The sequence below is a fragment of the Paenibacillus mendelii genome, from assembly GCF_024498075.1.
GTDB lineage: Bacteria > Bacillota > Bacilli > Paenibacillales > Paenibacillaceae > Paenibacillus_Z > Paenibacillus_Z mendelii.
In genome coordinates this window covers 308,270-323,789 of record NZ_JANHOF010000004.1, presented here as the reverse complement: position 1 = coordinate 323,789, position 15,520 = coordinate 308,270, and the positions used below count along the sequence as shown (strand labels likewise).

Annotated in this window: 15 protein-coding genes; 13 read left to right on the top strand and 2 right to left on the bottom strand. The window is 50.9% G+C overall.

The genetic code is table 11. The annotated features are described in order from the left end of the window. Positions 1–89 precede the first annotated feature (89 nt). The 6 genes from NNL21_RS15775 to NNL21_RS15750 all read left to right on the top strand — a co-directional run bounded on the left by NNL21_RS15775 (position 90) and on the right by NNL21_RS15750 (position 6,176). Positions 90–1,091, top strand: coding sequence for an AAA family ATPase (locus NNL21_RS15775; RefSeq protein ID WP_204818222.1), 1,002 nt, complete (start codon positions 90–92; stop codon positions 1,089–1,091). Between the two features lie 30 nt (positions 1,092–1,121). Continuing rightward, complete coding sequence (gene hflX, locus NNL21_RS15770) at positions 1,122–2,444, top strand: GTPase HflX (protein WP_204818221.1); 1,323 nt, start codon at positions 1,122–1,124, stop codon at positions 2,442–2,444. A gap of 72 nt (positions 2,445–2,516) precedes the next feature. Continuing rightward, the gene (locus NNL21_RS15765) at positions 2,517–3,752 is read left to right on the top strand and encodes a methionine gamma-lyase family protein (RefSeq protein ID WP_256555301.1); all 1,236 of its coding nucleotides are present in this window, start codon (positions 2,517–2,519) and stop codon (positions 3,750–3,752) included. A 62-nt stretch (positions 3,753–3,814) separates the two neighbouring features. Further along, positions 3,815–4,225 (top strand): MerR family transcriptional regulator, encoded by a 411-nt coding sequence (locus NNL21_RS15760; RefSeq protein WP_204818219.1) that lies wholly within the window; start codon positions 3,815–3,817, stop codon positions 4,223–4,225. A gap of 30 nt (positions 4,226–4,255) precedes the next feature. Further along, complete coding sequence (gene glnA / locus NNL21_RS15755) at positions 4,256–5,584, top strand: type I glutamate--ammonia ligase (protein WP_204818218.1); 1,329 nt, start codon at positions 4,256–4,258, stop codon at positions 5,582–5,584. 109 nt (positions 5,585–5,693) lie between these two features. Continuing rightward, positions 5,694–6,176, top strand: coding sequence for an SRPBCC family protein (locus NNL21_RS15750; RefSeq protein ID WP_204818217.1), 483 nt, complete (start codon positions 5,694–5,696; stop codon positions 6,174–6,176). A 138-nt stretch (positions 6,177–6,314) separates the two neighbouring features. Here the strand turns inward: NNL21_RS15750 and lexA are convergent, their stop codons facing one another. Beyond that, positions 6,315–6,935 (bottom strand): transcriptional repressor LexA, encoded by a 621-nt coding sequence (gene lexA, locus NNL21_RS15745; protein ID WP_204818216.1) that lies wholly within the window; start codon positions 6,933–6,935, stop codon positions 6,315–6,317. Between the two features lie 189 nt (positions 6,936–7,124). Here lexA and NNL21_RS15740 point away from each other — a divergent pair, with 189 nt between their 5' ends. From NNL21_RS15740 to NNL21_RS15720, 5 genes are all read left to right on the top strand, one after another. After that, positions 7,125–7,499, top strand: coding sequence for a LysM peptidoglycan-binding domain-containing protein (locus NNL21_RS15740; RefSeq protein WP_204818215.1), 375 nt, complete (start codon positions 7,125–7,127; stop codon positions 7,497–7,499). A 104-nt stretch (positions 7,500–7,603) separates the two neighbouring features. Continuing rightward, entirely contained in the window at positions 7,604–7,789 is a 186-nt protein-coding gene (locus tag NNL21_RS15735; protein WP_204818214.1) for a DUF896 domain-containing protein, read from the top strand. Between the two features lie 41 nt (positions 7,790–7,830). After that, positions 7,831–8,817, top strand: a complete 987-nt coding sequence (locus NNL21_RS15730; protein WP_204818213.1) for an aldo/keto reductase — start codon at positions 7,831–7,833, stop codon at positions 8,815–8,817. Between the two features lie 64 nt (positions 8,818–8,881). After that, entirely contained in the window at positions 8,882–9,403 is a 522-nt protein-coding gene (locus NNL21_RS15725; protein ID WP_204818212.1) for a hypothetical protein, read from the top strand. Between the two features lie 27 nt (positions 9,404–9,430). Beyond that, positions 9,431–10,216 carry an HAD family hydrolase gene (locus tag NNL21_RS15720; RefSeq protein WP_204818211.1) on the top strand — a complete coding sequence of 262 codons (786 nt, stop codon included), beginning with the start codon at positions 9,431–9,433 and terminating at the stop codon, positions 10,214–10,216. Positions 10,217–10,306: 90 nt separating this feature from the next. Here the strand turns inward: NNL21_RS15720 and mtnD are convergent, their stop codons facing one another. Then, positions 10,307–10,855 carry an acireductone dioxygenase gene (gene mtnD / locus NNL21_RS15715; protein WP_204818210.1) on the bottom strand — a complete coding sequence of 183 codons (549 nt, stop codon included), beginning with the start codon at positions 10,853–10,855 and terminating at the stop codon, positions 10,307–10,309. 149 nt (positions 10,856–11,004) lie between these two features. Between mtnD and metH the strand changes: the two genes are divergently transcribed. Then, the gene (gene metH, locus NNL21_RS15710) at positions 11,005–14,463 is read left to right on the top strand and encodes a methionine synthase (protein ID WP_204818209.1); all 3,459 of its coding nucleotides are present in this window, start codon (positions 11,005–11,007) and stop codon (positions 14,461–14,463) included. A gap of 127 nt (positions 14,464–14,590) precedes the next feature. Then, a complete protein-coding gene (gene rnz, locus NNL21_RS15705; protein ID WP_204818208.1) occupies positions 14,591–15,520 on the top strand; it encodes a ribonuclease Z in 930 nt (309 codons plus the stop codon).

Sequence of the window (15,520 nt, the reverse complement as noted above, 5' to 3'; positions counted from 1 at the left end):
TAAAGCGGCGAGTGCAAGTAGAGGATGGCGTGAGATTCACGCTTGCTTCGCAGCCGATAATGCGGATACGAGGGCAGGTGAACGAGCGGATGAACGAGCGTATTGTGTCTGCTGGTCAGACGGGCAGTGCGAGGCCATCACGTCAAATTAATGTAGTGCTGCGCAGTCACGAGCCTTTCGCATCTGGCAGCAGTGCTCAGGCGCAAGTGCAGCCTCAACTGGTAGAGAGTGAACCGGCGGTGGCCGTCAAGCCAGCGATATCCGGCGACCCCTTCGCGGAGATCAGCCGGGAGCTGGAGCCAATGATCGGGCTGGAGAACATTAAACTTCTTATCTATGAGATATTCGCGCTGCTGCAAATCAGCAGAATGAGGACCGACGCTGGATTAGCGGGCGGCTCACATGTATACCATATGATATTCAAGGGGAATCCCGGAACCGGAAAAACGACGATCGCGCGAATTGTTGCCAAGCTGTTCAACAAGATGGGCGTCCTGTCCAAAGGTCATCTGATTGAAGTAGAGCGGGCCGATCTGGTCGGAGAATATATCGGTCATACCGCTCAAAAAACGCGTGATCTTGTCCGGAAGGCGCTTGGCGGCGTCTTGTTCGTGGATGAAGCGTATAGTCTTGCGCGCGGCGGTGAGAAGGATTTCGGCAAGGAAGCAATTGACACGCTCGTCAAGTCGATGGAGGATCACCGGAATCAGTTTGTTCTCATCTTAGCCGGATATCCGCTGGAAATCGATCATTTTCTAATGACCAATCCCGGGCTGCCTTCGCGCTTCCCGATACAGATCGAGTTTCCCGATTATACGATCGATCAGCTGATCCAAATTGCGGAGCTGATGGCCAAGGAAAGAGACTACTGTTTGATGCCACAGTCGTTGTTCAAGCTCAGACAGCATCTGATGCAGGAGAAGACGGCTTCACTGTATTCATTCAGCAATGCGCGGTATGTAAGGAACACGATCGAGAAGGCGTTTCGTCATCAAGCGGTCCGGCTGCTCACCCAATATCCAAGCAACTCGCCGGGCAAGCAGGAATTAATGGCGATCCGGCCGGAAGATTTAAAGTGGGAATCGAAATAATAAGGTTGAGAAGGGGGTTCTTGTTGCTGGATGAGACAATCGACTTATGATACCGAAACCGGTCTTCGTGACAAGGCCGTGCTAATTAGTTTGGTTACGTCGTCTATTAAACGCGGATCGGTCGATCCGGAGCACTCGCTGCAGGAGCTTATCAGCTTAACGGAGACGGCCGGCGTGGAAGTGCTGACGACGATAACGCAGAATAAGGAAACACCCGATAGCAAGTGGTTTATCGGTAAGGGCAAGGTTGAGGAGCTTCGCGCAGTTGCAGACGAGCTGGGGGCGACGACGGCTATCTTCGACCAGGAGCTCTCTGGAGCGCAAGTGCGCAACCTGGAGCAAACACTCGATTTGAAGATCATTGACCGTACACAGCTCATTCTCGATATATTTGCTCAGCGTGCCAAGACTCGGGAAGGCATTATCCAAGTCGAGCTTGCTCAGCTGAGTTATCTGCTGCCGCGCCTGTCCGGACATGGGAAGAATCTTTCCCGTTTGGGCGGGGGGATCGGGACGAGGGGTCCAGGTGAAACAAAGCTGGAGACCGACCGCCGCCATATCCGCGATCGGATTTCGGATTTGAAAGCCCAGCTCGATGAAGTGGTGCGGCATCGCAAGATCTATCGCGAGCGAAGACGCAAGACGGGCGTACTACAGGTAGCGCTGGTCGGCTACACGAATGCAGGTAAATCAACGCTGCTGCGCGAACTGACCCAAGCAGACGTATACGTGGAGAATCAATTGTTCGCTACACTGGATCCGACTTCACGCACGTTGGAGCTCCCCAGCGGCAAAGAAGTCGTTCTCACCGACACGGTCGGTTTCATTCAGAATTTGCCGCATGATCTCATTGCCGCTTTCCGTGCAACATTAGAAGAAGTGAATGAGGCTGATCTAGTGCTGCATGTGGTCGACAGTTCCTCACCTATGCGGGATGAACAGATGGCCGTCGTACAAGATATACTCGGAGAACTAGGCGCCTCGGGCAAACAGCAGCTGACGCTGTACAACAAAATTGACCAATGCACGGGCGATTGTTCGGTGTTGCTTCCAACAGGGGGCAAGGACACGCTTGTCATGAGTGCCTATAATGCGGATGATCTCGAGCGGCTTCGTCAAACCATTCAAGATAAATTAACCGGTGATACGCTAACCTATATCTTCCCGGCGGAGCGCGGCGATTTGATTTCGCTTGCTTATCGGATCGGCGAAGTGGTTGGCCAGGAAGTAGACGGAGAATCCCTCCGCGTCACCGTAGACTTAAATAAACAGGATTATGAGGTGCATGGCTACAAGCTTGAAGCTTACGCCGAGCAGCATAGCAGTGTCCAACAAGCAGAGGAGCGAATATAGGCAGTGGAGCGGCAAGAACAGCATTCAGAGAATGAACAGACGCAATGGGAAATACTTACGGGCTTAGCGCAGGTGACCGAAGAACAGGTGTATGGTGTATTCCGCGATATGGATTCGGTATCGGAACGCAATCAATGGAAGGTGATTCGCGCCTTTCAGAAGCACCGTGTCAGCGATTATCACTTCAACGGCTCGACAGGTTATGGCTACAGTGACAGAGGGCGGGAGATACTGGATTTGGTCTATGCCGATGTATTCGGCGCCGAAGCAGCACTCGTCCGTCCGCACTTTGTATCCGGTACGCACACCATAAGCTGCGCACTATTCGGACTGCTCAGACCCGGCGATGATCTGCTCTATATTACCGGTCGTCCCTACGATACCCTTCACAAGGTAATCGGCAAGCCGGGAGATGGTACCGGCTCGCTGCAGGATTTTGGCATCGGCTACAAAGAGGTCGGTCTGAAGCAGGATGGCAGCGTGAATTGGGATGGGGTAGCCTCACTTATTAATGAACGGACGAAGGTTATCGGCATCCAGCGCTCACGCGGATATGATTGGCGCTCCTCGTTTACTGTTTCAGATATTGCCGAAATGGTTAAACGTGTCAAGGAGCTTAAACCGGACGTTCTCGTCTTCGTTGACAATTGCTATGGGGAGTTTACGGAGGAGCTTGAGCCGACAGAGGTTGGCGTTGATTTAATGGCAGGCTCGCTCATTAAGAATCCAGGTGGAGGGATCGCCCCTACGGGCGGATATGTTGCAGGCAAGCGCGAAGCGGTTGAGCTAACCGCTTTCCGCCTGACCGCACCGGGAATCGGTGGCGAAGTAGGTGCTACGCTAGGCACGCTTCGTGCGATGTACCAAGGCCTTTTCCTAGCCCCGCACATGGTTGGACAAGCACTAAAAGGCAGTGTTTTTGCGTCCGCCATGTTCGAGAAGCTGGGTTTCGTCAGCAATCCCCGCTGGGATGCTCCGCGTACGGATCTCATACAAGCCGTGAAGTTTACAGATCCCGAGCAGCTCATCGCGTTCGTCCAAGGAGTTCAACGGGCTGCTGCAGTCGATGCGCATGTCGTACCGGAGCCTTGGGACATGCCAGGGTATGAGCATCCTGTCATAATGGCTGCCGGCACCTTCATGCAGGGGGGAAGCTTGGAGCTATCGGCCGACGCACCCATCCGGGAACCTTACATAGCCTACATGCAGGGTGGCTTAACTTACGCCCATGTTAAATTCGGTGTTCTGAACGCTTTGTCCACATTAGCAGAGAGAAAGTTGATTGTAATTAAACCTTACATAACTTGACATGTTTATCGTTGGGCGGTACAATAGGTTTATATTACAGACACTGGAAGGTTGATGGGGACATGGGTGACGAAATACGCAGAAATATGGCGCTTTTTCCGATCGGCATCGTCATGAAGCTAACGGATTTATCTGCTCGACAAATTCGTTACTATGAACAGCATGAATTGATCGTTCCGGCGCGAACCTCCGGCAATCAGCGGTTATTCTCTTTTAACGATGTCGAGCGCTTGCTGGAGATCAAATCGTTAATCGAGAAGGGCGTTAATATAGCCGGTATTAAACAAGTTATGAATCCCGTAACGAGGGAATCGGAAGAAGCGACCGTCGTCAGCGAGCTGTCGGAAGTGAAACGGCGCGAACTGTCTGAAACCCAACTACATCGCATGTTGAAGCAGCAGCTGCTGGAGAAACGTCCCGGCAAAGCATCGATGATTCAAGGTCAATTGTCCCATTTCTATACAAAGAAATAATATTTTATAGTATTCAGAGGAGATGAACCCATGAGCTACACTGCAGAAGATATCAAGCGTATTGCCAAGGAACAGAATGTCCGTTTTATCCGCCTACAATTTACTGACTTGTTGGGAACGATCAAGAACGTAGAGATTCCAATCAGTCAATTAGAGAAAGCACTCGATAACAAAATGATGTTCGATGGATCTTCCATTGAGGGTTACGTTCGTATCGAGGAGTCCGATATGTACCTTTATCCGGACCTCGATACGTGGGTTGTATTCCCATGGGTAACGGAAGATCGCGTTGCACGGTTGATCTGTGACGTTTATATGCCGGATGGCACGCCATTCGCAGGCGACCCGCGCGGTATTCTGAAGCGGGTGCTTAAGGAAGCCGAAGAGCTTGGCTTTACGGCTATGAACGTTGGTCCAGAGCCTGAGTTCTTCCTATTCAAGACAGACGCCAAAGGCGAACCAACGCTGGAACTGAACGACCAAGGCGGATATTTCGACTTGGCTCCTACTGATCTAGGCGAGAACTGCCGTCGCGAGATCGTACTGACCCTGGAAGAAATGGGCTTTGAAATCGAAGCCTCCCATCATGAGGTTGCACCAGGTCAGCACGAGATCGACTTCAAATATGCGGACGCTATTAAAGCGGCCGACCAAATTCAAACCTTTAAGCTTGTCGTTAAGACGGTTGCCCGTCAGCATGGCTTGCATGCGACATTCATGCCTAAGCCGCTGTTTGGTGTTAACGGCTCTGGCATGCACTGTCACCAATCCCTATTCCAAGGCAAGAAGAACGCCTTCTATGATGAGAACGACAAACTCGGCTTGAGCCAAACAGCTCGTCATTATATGGCCGGAATTCTCAAGCATGCACGCGCATTCGCCGCTATTACGAATCCAACGGTGAACTCCTATAAGCGTCTGGTGCCTGGTTATGAAGCGCCGTGCTATGTAGCCTGGTCAGCAAGCAACCGCAGCCCGATGATCCGTATTCCAGCGTCACGCGGCCTCAGCACGCGCATCGAGGTTCGCAATCCGGATCCAGCTGCCAACCCATACTTGGCTCTGGCAGTCATGCTTAAAGCGGGTCTTGACGGTATTCAGAACAAGCTGTCCGTACCGGCTCCAACGGATCGCAACATCTATGTGATGACCGATGAAGAACGGATTGATGAGGGGATCCCTAGCTTGCCGCTTAACCTGAAGGAAGGTCTTGAAGAGATGCTCCGCAGCGAAGTGATCTGCGACGCGCTTGGCGACCATGCTCTTGCCCATTTCTACGAGCTTAAAGAAATCGAGTGGGATATGTACCGCACCCAGGTTCACCAATGGGAACGCGATCAATATTTGACACTGTATTAGTATAAGCCATCCCTTGCGCCTCCTAGGTGCGGGGGATTTTCTTTGAGCAGCAGTTTCAACGTTCTATCAAAATGCTTGCCGAGATTATGTCAATGAAGGAGGAACGCTTATGTTAGCCGTAATTAGTAAAGAGGATGATCGTTATCTCGTCCGGTTCGAACGTGATCTCCCGAATTCCGTTGAGCAGGTTTGGGCGTGGCTGACAGAGAACGATAAGCTTGTCCAGTGGTTCACTGAGCTTCGGGTTGAAGAGCTTCGAGAAGGCGGCTTCATGAAGTTTGATATGCAGGACGGAACGTTCGAAGAGCTTGAAATCATCGAGCTTAAGCTTGGGTCAATATTGGAGTTCACGTGGGCAGAAGATCGAGTTCGATTCGAGCTATACCCAGAGACGGGAGGCTGCCGTCTTGTGTTGATCGAGAAGATAAACAAGATTACGAATCATACCCCTAAGGATATCGCCGGTTGGGACGTATGTTTGGACGTTATCGAAGCACTGCTGGATGGCCGGGCAATAGCGTCCAGAAAGGATAGTTGGAAAGTAAAGTACGAGGCGTATGTACAAGTTTTTGAGAAGCTGACACCAAACTAACCGAATTAGCACTTAACCTGTTGAAATGTGTGCATGAGCCTTGCGGTTTTGATGATGTCGTTCATGAGCATAAAAGAAGGGGCTGTCCACCAATCGCTTATGCAGCGGTTGGTGGACAGCCCCTTCGTGTTGCGGGACCTAGTGAATGTCCCGAAAAAGTCCGATGACTTTGCCCAGAATGGTGACGTTTCGTAAACGGATAGGCTCCATGCTAGCGTTCTCGGGCTGGAGTCGGATGTGATCCTTCTCTTTGTAGAATGTCTTCACGGTTGCTTCATCGTCTTCTGTCATGGCCACAACGATATCGCCGTTGCTTGCGGTTTGTTGTTGGCGGACAATAACATAGTCCCCGTCATGGATACCGGCCTCGATCATACTTTCACCCATGATGTTCAGAATGAAGACGGTATCGTCTCCCACGCGATCGGCCGGCAGCGGGAAGTAGTCTTCGATATTCTCCATTGCGGTAATTGGCATACCAGCCGTGACTTTACCGACGACAGGTACTTTTGCGATAGCAAGAGGGAAAGGCAGATCTGTCATGTCCTGATCCAAAATTTCAATTGCCCTTGGTTTGGTGGGATCTCGCCGAATCAAACCTTTCTTCTCCAATCGGTCCAGGTGGCCGTGGACGGTTGAGCTTGAAGCAAGTCCGACCGATTCGCCGATCTCACGAACGGAAGGCGGGTAGCCCTTCTCCCGAACCTCGGTCTTAATGAATTCAAGTATCGCCTGCTGGCGGTTGGAAAGTTTCGACACCGGAATCACTCCATAAGTTCATTTGTGTCAAATTATAACACAGAACCGGAGTTCGTACAAACATAAGTTCGAGAAACAGAGGTTCGTATTTTCATGGGAACAAATGTTCCAAAAGTGATTGACACCAAACGAATGTTCGTGTTATTCTAATTTCAGCAAGAACAGAACAAACGTTTGGGGTGCTGAGATATGATGACAACAATTTCTTCTTATAATTATAATAAAGACCGAGTGAATGCTAGCAACCGAGTGAAACGGCCTGCCAATGAGCGTCGTGTTGAGAGAATGATGCTTCGTCTGGCAGTAGTAAGCGTGTTTTTCATCCTATTATTCTTTGGCCTTACCTTAATGAAGGGCCTTGCCAGTGGAGGGGAACCTGCCGCACCGATGGCAGGAGAGAAGGTCATTGTTGTAGGCGCAGGAGACACCTTATGGAAGATAGCTGGCACCGTCCGCGAGAGCGGTGACGATTTGCGGCGCATCGTATATGACTTGAAGGAGCGCAATCAACTCACCAGCAGCATGCTTAAAGTAGGTCAAACCTTAATCGTACCGGCGGACTAAGAGTCCGCCGTTTTTTTGTGCTTTTCTTGACAATGGGACTTTAAAAGTGTCAAAGTAAAGAGTGGAATATAGGTGCTTGGGAACACAGGAAGGGAGTCTTTGCGTTGGAGAAATTAATCGCAAGAATCAATGAATTGGCAAGGAAACAAAAAACGGTCGGGTTGACGGAAGAAGAGACACTCGAAAGAGCAGAGCTTCGGCGTCAATATTTAGACAACTTCAAACGAAACTTCCGCGTCCAGCTGGATAGTATTACAGTGGTTGATAATGACGATAGCGTGAAGCATTAATTAAAGCCTTCGAACACAAGCCAACAAGGAGGGGATTTGGCATGCAATACCGACTATTAGGACGAAGCGGGCTAGCTGTCTCCGAGCTATGTCTTGGAACGATGACTTTCGGCAATACAACGAATGAAGCAGATTCCATTGAAATGATGAACCGTTTTATGGAGAAGGGCGGGAACTTCTTAGATACGGCTGATGTCTACGTATCCGGCCGTTCCGAGGAAATCGTCGGCAAAGCAATAAAAAACCGCCGCTCAGAGGTCGTTCTAGCTACGAAGGTGCGTATGAATACCGCTGACCACCCTAATGGTGCCGGTATATCCCGTAAGCATATTATGGACGGAATCGACGCAAGCTTGAAGCGTCTGCAAACGGACTATATTGATTTGTATCAGGTTCATGTATGGGATCATGCTACACCGATCGAGGAAACGCTTCGAACCTTGGATGATCTGGTTACATCCGGGAAGGTACGCTACATCGGTTGTTCGAATTTCTTTGCCTGGCAGCTCATGAAATCGCTCGCTTGCAGCGATGCCAATCGTTATGTCCGGTTCATATCCATTCAGCCGCAGTACAGTCTGGTTAGCCGCGAGATGGATCGGGAGATGATGTCGCTATGTGCGGAAGAGAATGTGGGGATCATCCCATGGGCGCCGCTGGGCGGAGGCTTTCTGACCGGCCGCTATACGCGCGAGGAACCAACGGAGGGACGGCTTACCTCCAAGGTAGGTGAGAGCTCGTGGGCTTTAAGAAACACGGAGAAAAACTTTGCAGTACTGGATGCTGTGTCGGATAGCGCGCGGCAATTGGACAAGACACCATCGCAGATTGCGCTAAGGTGGCTGCTCCAACGGCAAGGCATTACATCGCCGATATTCGGGGCCCGAACACTAGAGCAGTTCGAAGATAATATGGGGGCCATTGGGTGGTCGATGCCGCAAGAATTGTGGGATGGGCTGGATGAAGTAAGCTCGCTGCCATCCGAATATCCGAACCGCTTTATCGCCAAGTTCGCCAGACCTTATTAAGGCAAGTATAATGGTATAATACTTGTATTACCAGTTAGGTTACATATGATTAGGAGGAACACCATTGTCATCGCGATCTTGGGAACGGAAAGTCCGTAAGAATCAAACTCAGCTCAACAAGCAGCGTAAGAAGCAAGGACAGGCGCCGCTGAACGTCAACACGTCGTCAGCACCGAAGATGGATGTCTATAAAGGCAGAAGCATTATCATGCCGGCCTTCCTTATTCTGTTCACGGCATCCTTCGTGATGTTATCCACGACGTCGGGCGCATACAAAACGTCCGGCTCGCTTTATTGGATTACAGTGGGCTGCTATATTTTACTGGCAGGCTTGTTTATTCTGAGACGCCCCTACTTGGCAGTCGGCAAAGACTTTGTCAAAACGCGTCGTTTCGGCGGCGACCGAACGTTGTATGCCGGCTCGATCAAGGCGATTAACGTACAATCGGGCAGTATCGTGATTGAACAGGTGAAGGGGACCAACTGGGTGTTTACGCGGTTGATCAACCGTTATCCGACCGACCTAATGGCAGAGCGTCTGCGTACATTCGCGTCTGCGAACAACATTACCATCAACGAGAAATAAATGACGACTGGAGTGGGCAAAAGCAATATGGCTAAGAAAGCGGTCTTATTCGATTTGGATGATACGTTGCTATGGGATGACCGCAGCGTAAAGGAAGCATTCCAGGCAACATGCGAAGCAGCGGCGGCGAAGACGGGGATCGATGCTTCGGCTCTTGAAGAGGAGGTTCGCCGGGCAGCGCGTGAATTGTACGAAACCTATGAAACGTTTCCCTTCACAAAAATGATCGGAATCAACCCCTTTGAGGGGCTATGGGCAAATTTCACGGGTGGAGAACAAGAGGAGTTTCGCAAGCTGCAGAAGCTTGCACCCGGGTACCGCCGGGATGCGTGGACAAGAGGGCTTCGGGCGCTAGGAATTAACGATGAGCAGCTCGGTGCTGAGCTGGCGGAGCAATTTCCGGCAGAACGCCGCAGTCGGCCGATCATATACGAAGAAACATTCCGTGTGCTGGACAAGCTGAAGGGTCAATACAAGCTGCTTCTGCTTACCAACGGATCACCAGATTTACAGAAAGAGAAGCTCGATGGTGTTCCGGAGCTAATCCCGTATTTTGATCATATTATAATTTCCGGTGAATTCGGACAAGGTAAGCCTGCTGCTCCTATATTCAAGCATGCGCTTGAGAGGCTCGGGATCGAGCCCGAGGACGGAATTATGGTCGGCGATAAGCTGACGACGGATATACTTGGAGCGAATACGATCGGGATGACGTCAGTCTGGATTAATCGTCATGGTATGCAGCGCTCGGATGAAATCATTCCTAGCCATGAGATTACGCATCTGGAAGAATTACTCCCACTGCTTGTTTAGAGAAATAGAACCAATACAAAACCCGCTCTTCCATCGCCTTATTGCGAAGGAAGAGCGGGTTTTGTGCATGAGACATCGAATATAATCGTATTATGCCTTCGATTTCTGGAAGGTCGGGTCGTCGAACGGCTGTGCGATCCAGCCTTCAGTTTCAATAAAGAGGCGAACCGCCACGATTTGCCGGTTATCCATTAACGTGAAGAAGTGCGGCTTATGCTCCGGTACGGAGATGACGTCTCCAGCTGTAAGCTCAACGTCGAAATAGCCGACATCGTCCGTACCTTTAATGATGAAGATGCCGCGGCCAGCCGTAATTGCGCGTACCTCGTCTTCTGTATGGGTATGGACTTGTTCGAATTTGACAAGCAGCTCATTCAGATTTGGGGTTGCATCGGACAATGCGATGATATCCCATGTCAGATATCCGCGGCGCGAAGCCAGATCACGGATCTCCGAGTCAAATGTCGATAAGATTTGTTGTTTGTCTTCGTCGCTCAATATGAATTTCTCCTGAAGCTCGGCGGGCAGCTTGGCAGGATTCCAATGCTCGTACAAAACCTCTTGTTTCTCTAGAAAAGCGCGGACATTCTCCTCGCCTTGGATCCGTTCATCCGTGTTGCGAACGCGAATTTCAGCCATCCCAAATCCCTCATTTCCAATATTCTTATTTCCGATAAGGATAATTATAATATAAATCAAAAAGACTGTCGACATTAGAACCTTTTCACCTGTTGTCGATTCTGTTAGACTAAGGATTAATGATTTTTTTGACGGAAGGAAGTACGCGGATGATGAAGCCAACCATACAAGAGTTAATGAAACAACGTATATTGATCCTCGATGGCGCAATGGGAACGATGATTCAGCAGCGCGATTTGACGGATGCCGACTTCGGCGGAGAAGAGCTCGACGGCTGTAACGAGATGCTTGTATTGACCAGACCGGATGTTATTCGAGATATCCATGAGGAATATTTGGCTGCCGGCGCTGACATTATTGAGACGAATACATTCGGGGCGACAAGTGTAGTTCTCGCCGAATATGACATATCGGACAAAGCGCGTGAAATTAACTTAGCCGCGGCATTAATTGCGAAGGAAGCAGTGGATAAATTCTCAACCCCAGAACATCCGCGATACGTCGCAGGCGCATTGGGCCCTACAACGAAGACGCTGTCCGTAACAGGCGGCGTAACGTTCGATGAACTGGTCGAGAGCTATTATGAGCAAGCGGTTGCACTTATCGAGGGCGGCGTAGACGTTCTGCTCCTCGAGACCTCCCAAGATACGCTGAACGTGAAAGCAGGCAGCATTGGGATCCGCAAGTCGTTCGAAACGACGGGAAAAGAGCTTCCGATTATGATCTCCGGCACGATTGAGCCTATGGGTACGACCCTCGCCGGCCAGAATATCGAATCCTTCTATATCTCGCTCGAGCATTTGAATCCGATATCCATGGGACTGAACTGTGCGACGGGACCAGAGTTCATGCGCGACCATATTCGCTCCTTGTCGGCTATATCCAGAGCGGCCATCAGCTGTTATCCGAATGCCGGACTTCCGGATGAGAACGGTCAGTACCATGAATCACCGGAATCGCTTGCGCGTAAAGTGGCTGCATTCGCGGAACAGGGCTGGCTCAACATCGCCGGCGGATGCTGCGGTACGACGCCCGAACACATCCGGGTTATGGCGGAGACGCTGGCCAATTATGCGCCACGCACGCAGATGGGTGATCATCCACCGGCCGTATCGGGTATTGAGACGGTATACATCGAAGAAGACAACCGCCCGATCATGATTGGCGAACGGACGAATATCTCCGGCTCCAGAAAGTTCAAGCGGCTGATCAAGGAAGGGAAGTTCGACGAAGCTTCCGAGGTTGCGCGTGCGCAAGTGAAGGGCGGCGCGCATATTATCGACATCAACCTTCAAGATACGGATATCGACGAAACCTATGCGGTCAACGAGTTTCTGCCGCAGGTTGTGAAGAAAATCAAAGTACCGCTTATGCTCGACTCTACCTATGACGAAATCATTGAGCTGGGGCTCAAATATTCCCAAGGTAAGGCGATCATCAATTCGATTAATCTGGAGGATGGAGAGTCTAAGTTTGAGAAGATCCTCCCGCTTATTCATCGCTATGGCGCTGCAGTCGTATGTATTCTCATCGATGAGCGCGGACAAGCGGTTACCCGCGAAGCCAAGATGGAAGTGGCAACAAGGTCTTATGAGCTGTTGGTTCATAAATATGGGATGAATCCGGAGGATATTATTTTCGATCCCAACATGTTCCCGGTCGGCTCGGGAGATCCGCAATATATCGGTTCTGCCGTTGAGACGATCGAAGGCATTCGCATGATTAAGGAAAAATATCCAAAGGCCAAGACGATCCTAGGACTCAGTAACATATCCTTCGGCTTGCCGGATGCGGGGCGTGAGGTGCTCAACTCCGTGTACTTGTACCACTGCACGAAAGCAGGTCTTGATTACGCCATCGTAAACACGGAGAAATTAGAGCGTTACGCTTCCATCTCCGAAGAGGATCGCAGACTGGCAGAGGACCTGATCTACAATACGAACGATCAGACGCTCGCCGCTTTCGTTGCCGCATTCCGCGACAAGAAGATCGCTAAGAAAGAGAAATCATCGAATTTAACGCTCGAAGAGCGGTTAGCTTCGTATGTCGTCGAAGGCACGAAGGAAGGGCTCATACCCGATCTCGACTTAGCCTTGAAGAAATACAGCGCCCTTGATGTGATTAACGGGCCATTGATGCGAGGCATGGAAGAAGTAGGCCGATTGTTCAATAACAATGAGCTTATCGTAGCGGAGGTGCTGCAGAGCGCCGAGGTTATGAAAGCATCGGTATCCTACCTGGAACCGTTCATGGAGAAGAACGAATCCTCCGTGAAGGGGAAGATCATACTTGCTACAGTCAAAGGCGATGTACATGATATCGGTAAAAACCTGGTTGAGATCATTCTATCCAATAATGGTTATAAGATCATCAATCTCGGCATCAAGGTACCGCCGGAGCAGCTCATTGAAGCCTATCGGAAGGAAAAAGCAGACGCCATCGGTCTATCCGGACTGCTCGTTAAATCAGCTCAGCAAATGGTCATTACAGCCCAGGATTTGCGCGCAGTGGGCATTGACGTCCCGATCATGGTTGGCGGGGCAGCGCTGACTCGCAAATTCGCGAATACGAGAATCAGCCCGGATTATGACGGCCTTGTCTTATACGCGAAGGACGCCATGGATGGCTTGGATATTGCCAACAAGCTGATGGATCCTGCCCATCGCCGGGTTTATGAAGAAGAGCAAGCCGCGTTCAAAGCAGCGGCAATCGCCGTATTGGACGAAAAACCGTCGGCACCGGAAGTGCTAAGCACGGTTCGTTCGAAGACATCGACGGATGCGCCGGTTTATCTGCCGCCGGACATGGATCGACATGTTCTGCGTAACGTTCCAATTCCGCACATCGTTCCTTACGTGAACATGCAGATGCTGCTTGGGCATCATCTGGGCTTGAAGGGCAGAGTCGAGCAGCTGCTTAAGGAAGGCAATGAGAAGGCGCTGCAGATGAAGGAAACGGTGGATGGCATTATACAAGAGGCAGTCACAAGCGGTATTATTCGCGCACACGGCATGTACCGGTTCTTCCCGGCCCAATCGTCGGGGAACGATGTTATCATTTACGATCCGCAGGAGCCGAGCCGTGAAATCAAGCGGTTCTCGTTTCCGCGTCAGCAGGTCGAGCCGTTCCTCTGTCTGAGCGACTACTTAAAATCGGTCGACAGCGGCGTGATGGACTACGTAGGCTTTCTCGTCGTAACCGCAGGGGAAGGGATTCGCGAGCTTGCTAACGAATGGAAGGATAAGGGTGATTATTTACGATCGCATGCCCTTCAATCCGTTGCACTCGAAATAGCGGAAGGACTCGCGGAACGCGTCCATCATATGATGCGCGACACATGGGGGTACCCGGATCCGGATGATATGACAATGAAGCAGCGGCTGCAAGCAAGGTATCAGGGCGTTCGCGTATCGTTCGGCTATCCTGCATGTCCGAATCTGGAGGATCAAGAGCCGTTATTCGATCTGTTGAAGCCGGAGGATATTGGTGTTCAGTTGACGGAAGGTTACATGATGGAGCCGGAAGCATCCGTTTCTGCGATGGTATTCTCCCATCCAGAAGCGCATTATTTCAACGTGGAGAAAGCGGAGAGACCGGAGAGAACCTAATTCGGGTCGATATTTACCCTGCATCCATGCATACGAAACGCTGCCATTGCATACCCTCCAAAACGCGGGATTCATTTTGCGTCTTGGAGGGTATTGCTATACAGACACCGGAGGTGGAAAAGGAACGATGCATATTCAATTTCTCGGAACGAGCGCCGGCAGGCCTACAAAGTCACGCAACGTTACCTCGGCCGCATTCGTGCATTCCGAGCCGGCCAGCGGCTTCTGGCTGTTTGACGCCGGCGAAGGCACGCAGCAGCAGATGTTTGGAACCAAGCTCAAGCTCAATAAGCTTGAAAAAATATTTGTTACGCATTTACACGGTGATCATATCTATGGCTTACCTGGATTATTAAGCAGCCGTTCCTATTTCGACGGAGCCGGACCGCTTGTCATGTACGGCCCCCCAGGTCTGCGGGCATTCATTGACGGAGTGTTTATGCATAGTGGAACCTACTTGGAATATGAGCTGACGGTGACGGAGATCGGGCCGGGCGTTATTATGGATGACGGTCATTATAGGGTGACAGCAGACGAATTAGTTCACAGGCTTCCTTCTTTTGGCTACCGTATTGAAGAGTCAGCGCAGAGCGGACAGCTTGATCTGGAACAATTAGCAAGAAGAGGGGTAGAGCCCGGACCGGCATATGGCAAGCTGAAAAGGGGCGAGGATATCATACTCCCTAGCGGTGAGCTAGTTCGGTCCGCGGAAGTCGTAGGTCCACCCGTACCCGGTCGTATTGTGACTATACTCGGGGACACCTGCCCTTGCGAGAATGGGATCGCACTTGCCAGGAATGCGGATCTGTTGGTTCATGAGGCTACCTTCGAATCGGGGATGGAAGAAAAAGCGACGGCTTACGGTCATTCGACGGTAAGGCAAGCCGCGCAAATTGCTGCTGATGCTGGCGCTAAGCAGCTTGCATTGACCCACTTTAGCTCCAGGTACGACGATGAAGCGATTACAGAGCTGATTGCCGAAGGCCAGAAGCTGTTTCCGAATATCGTAGCGGCTTACGATTACATGGAACTCCCGGTCCCAAGGCAATCGTCGTAG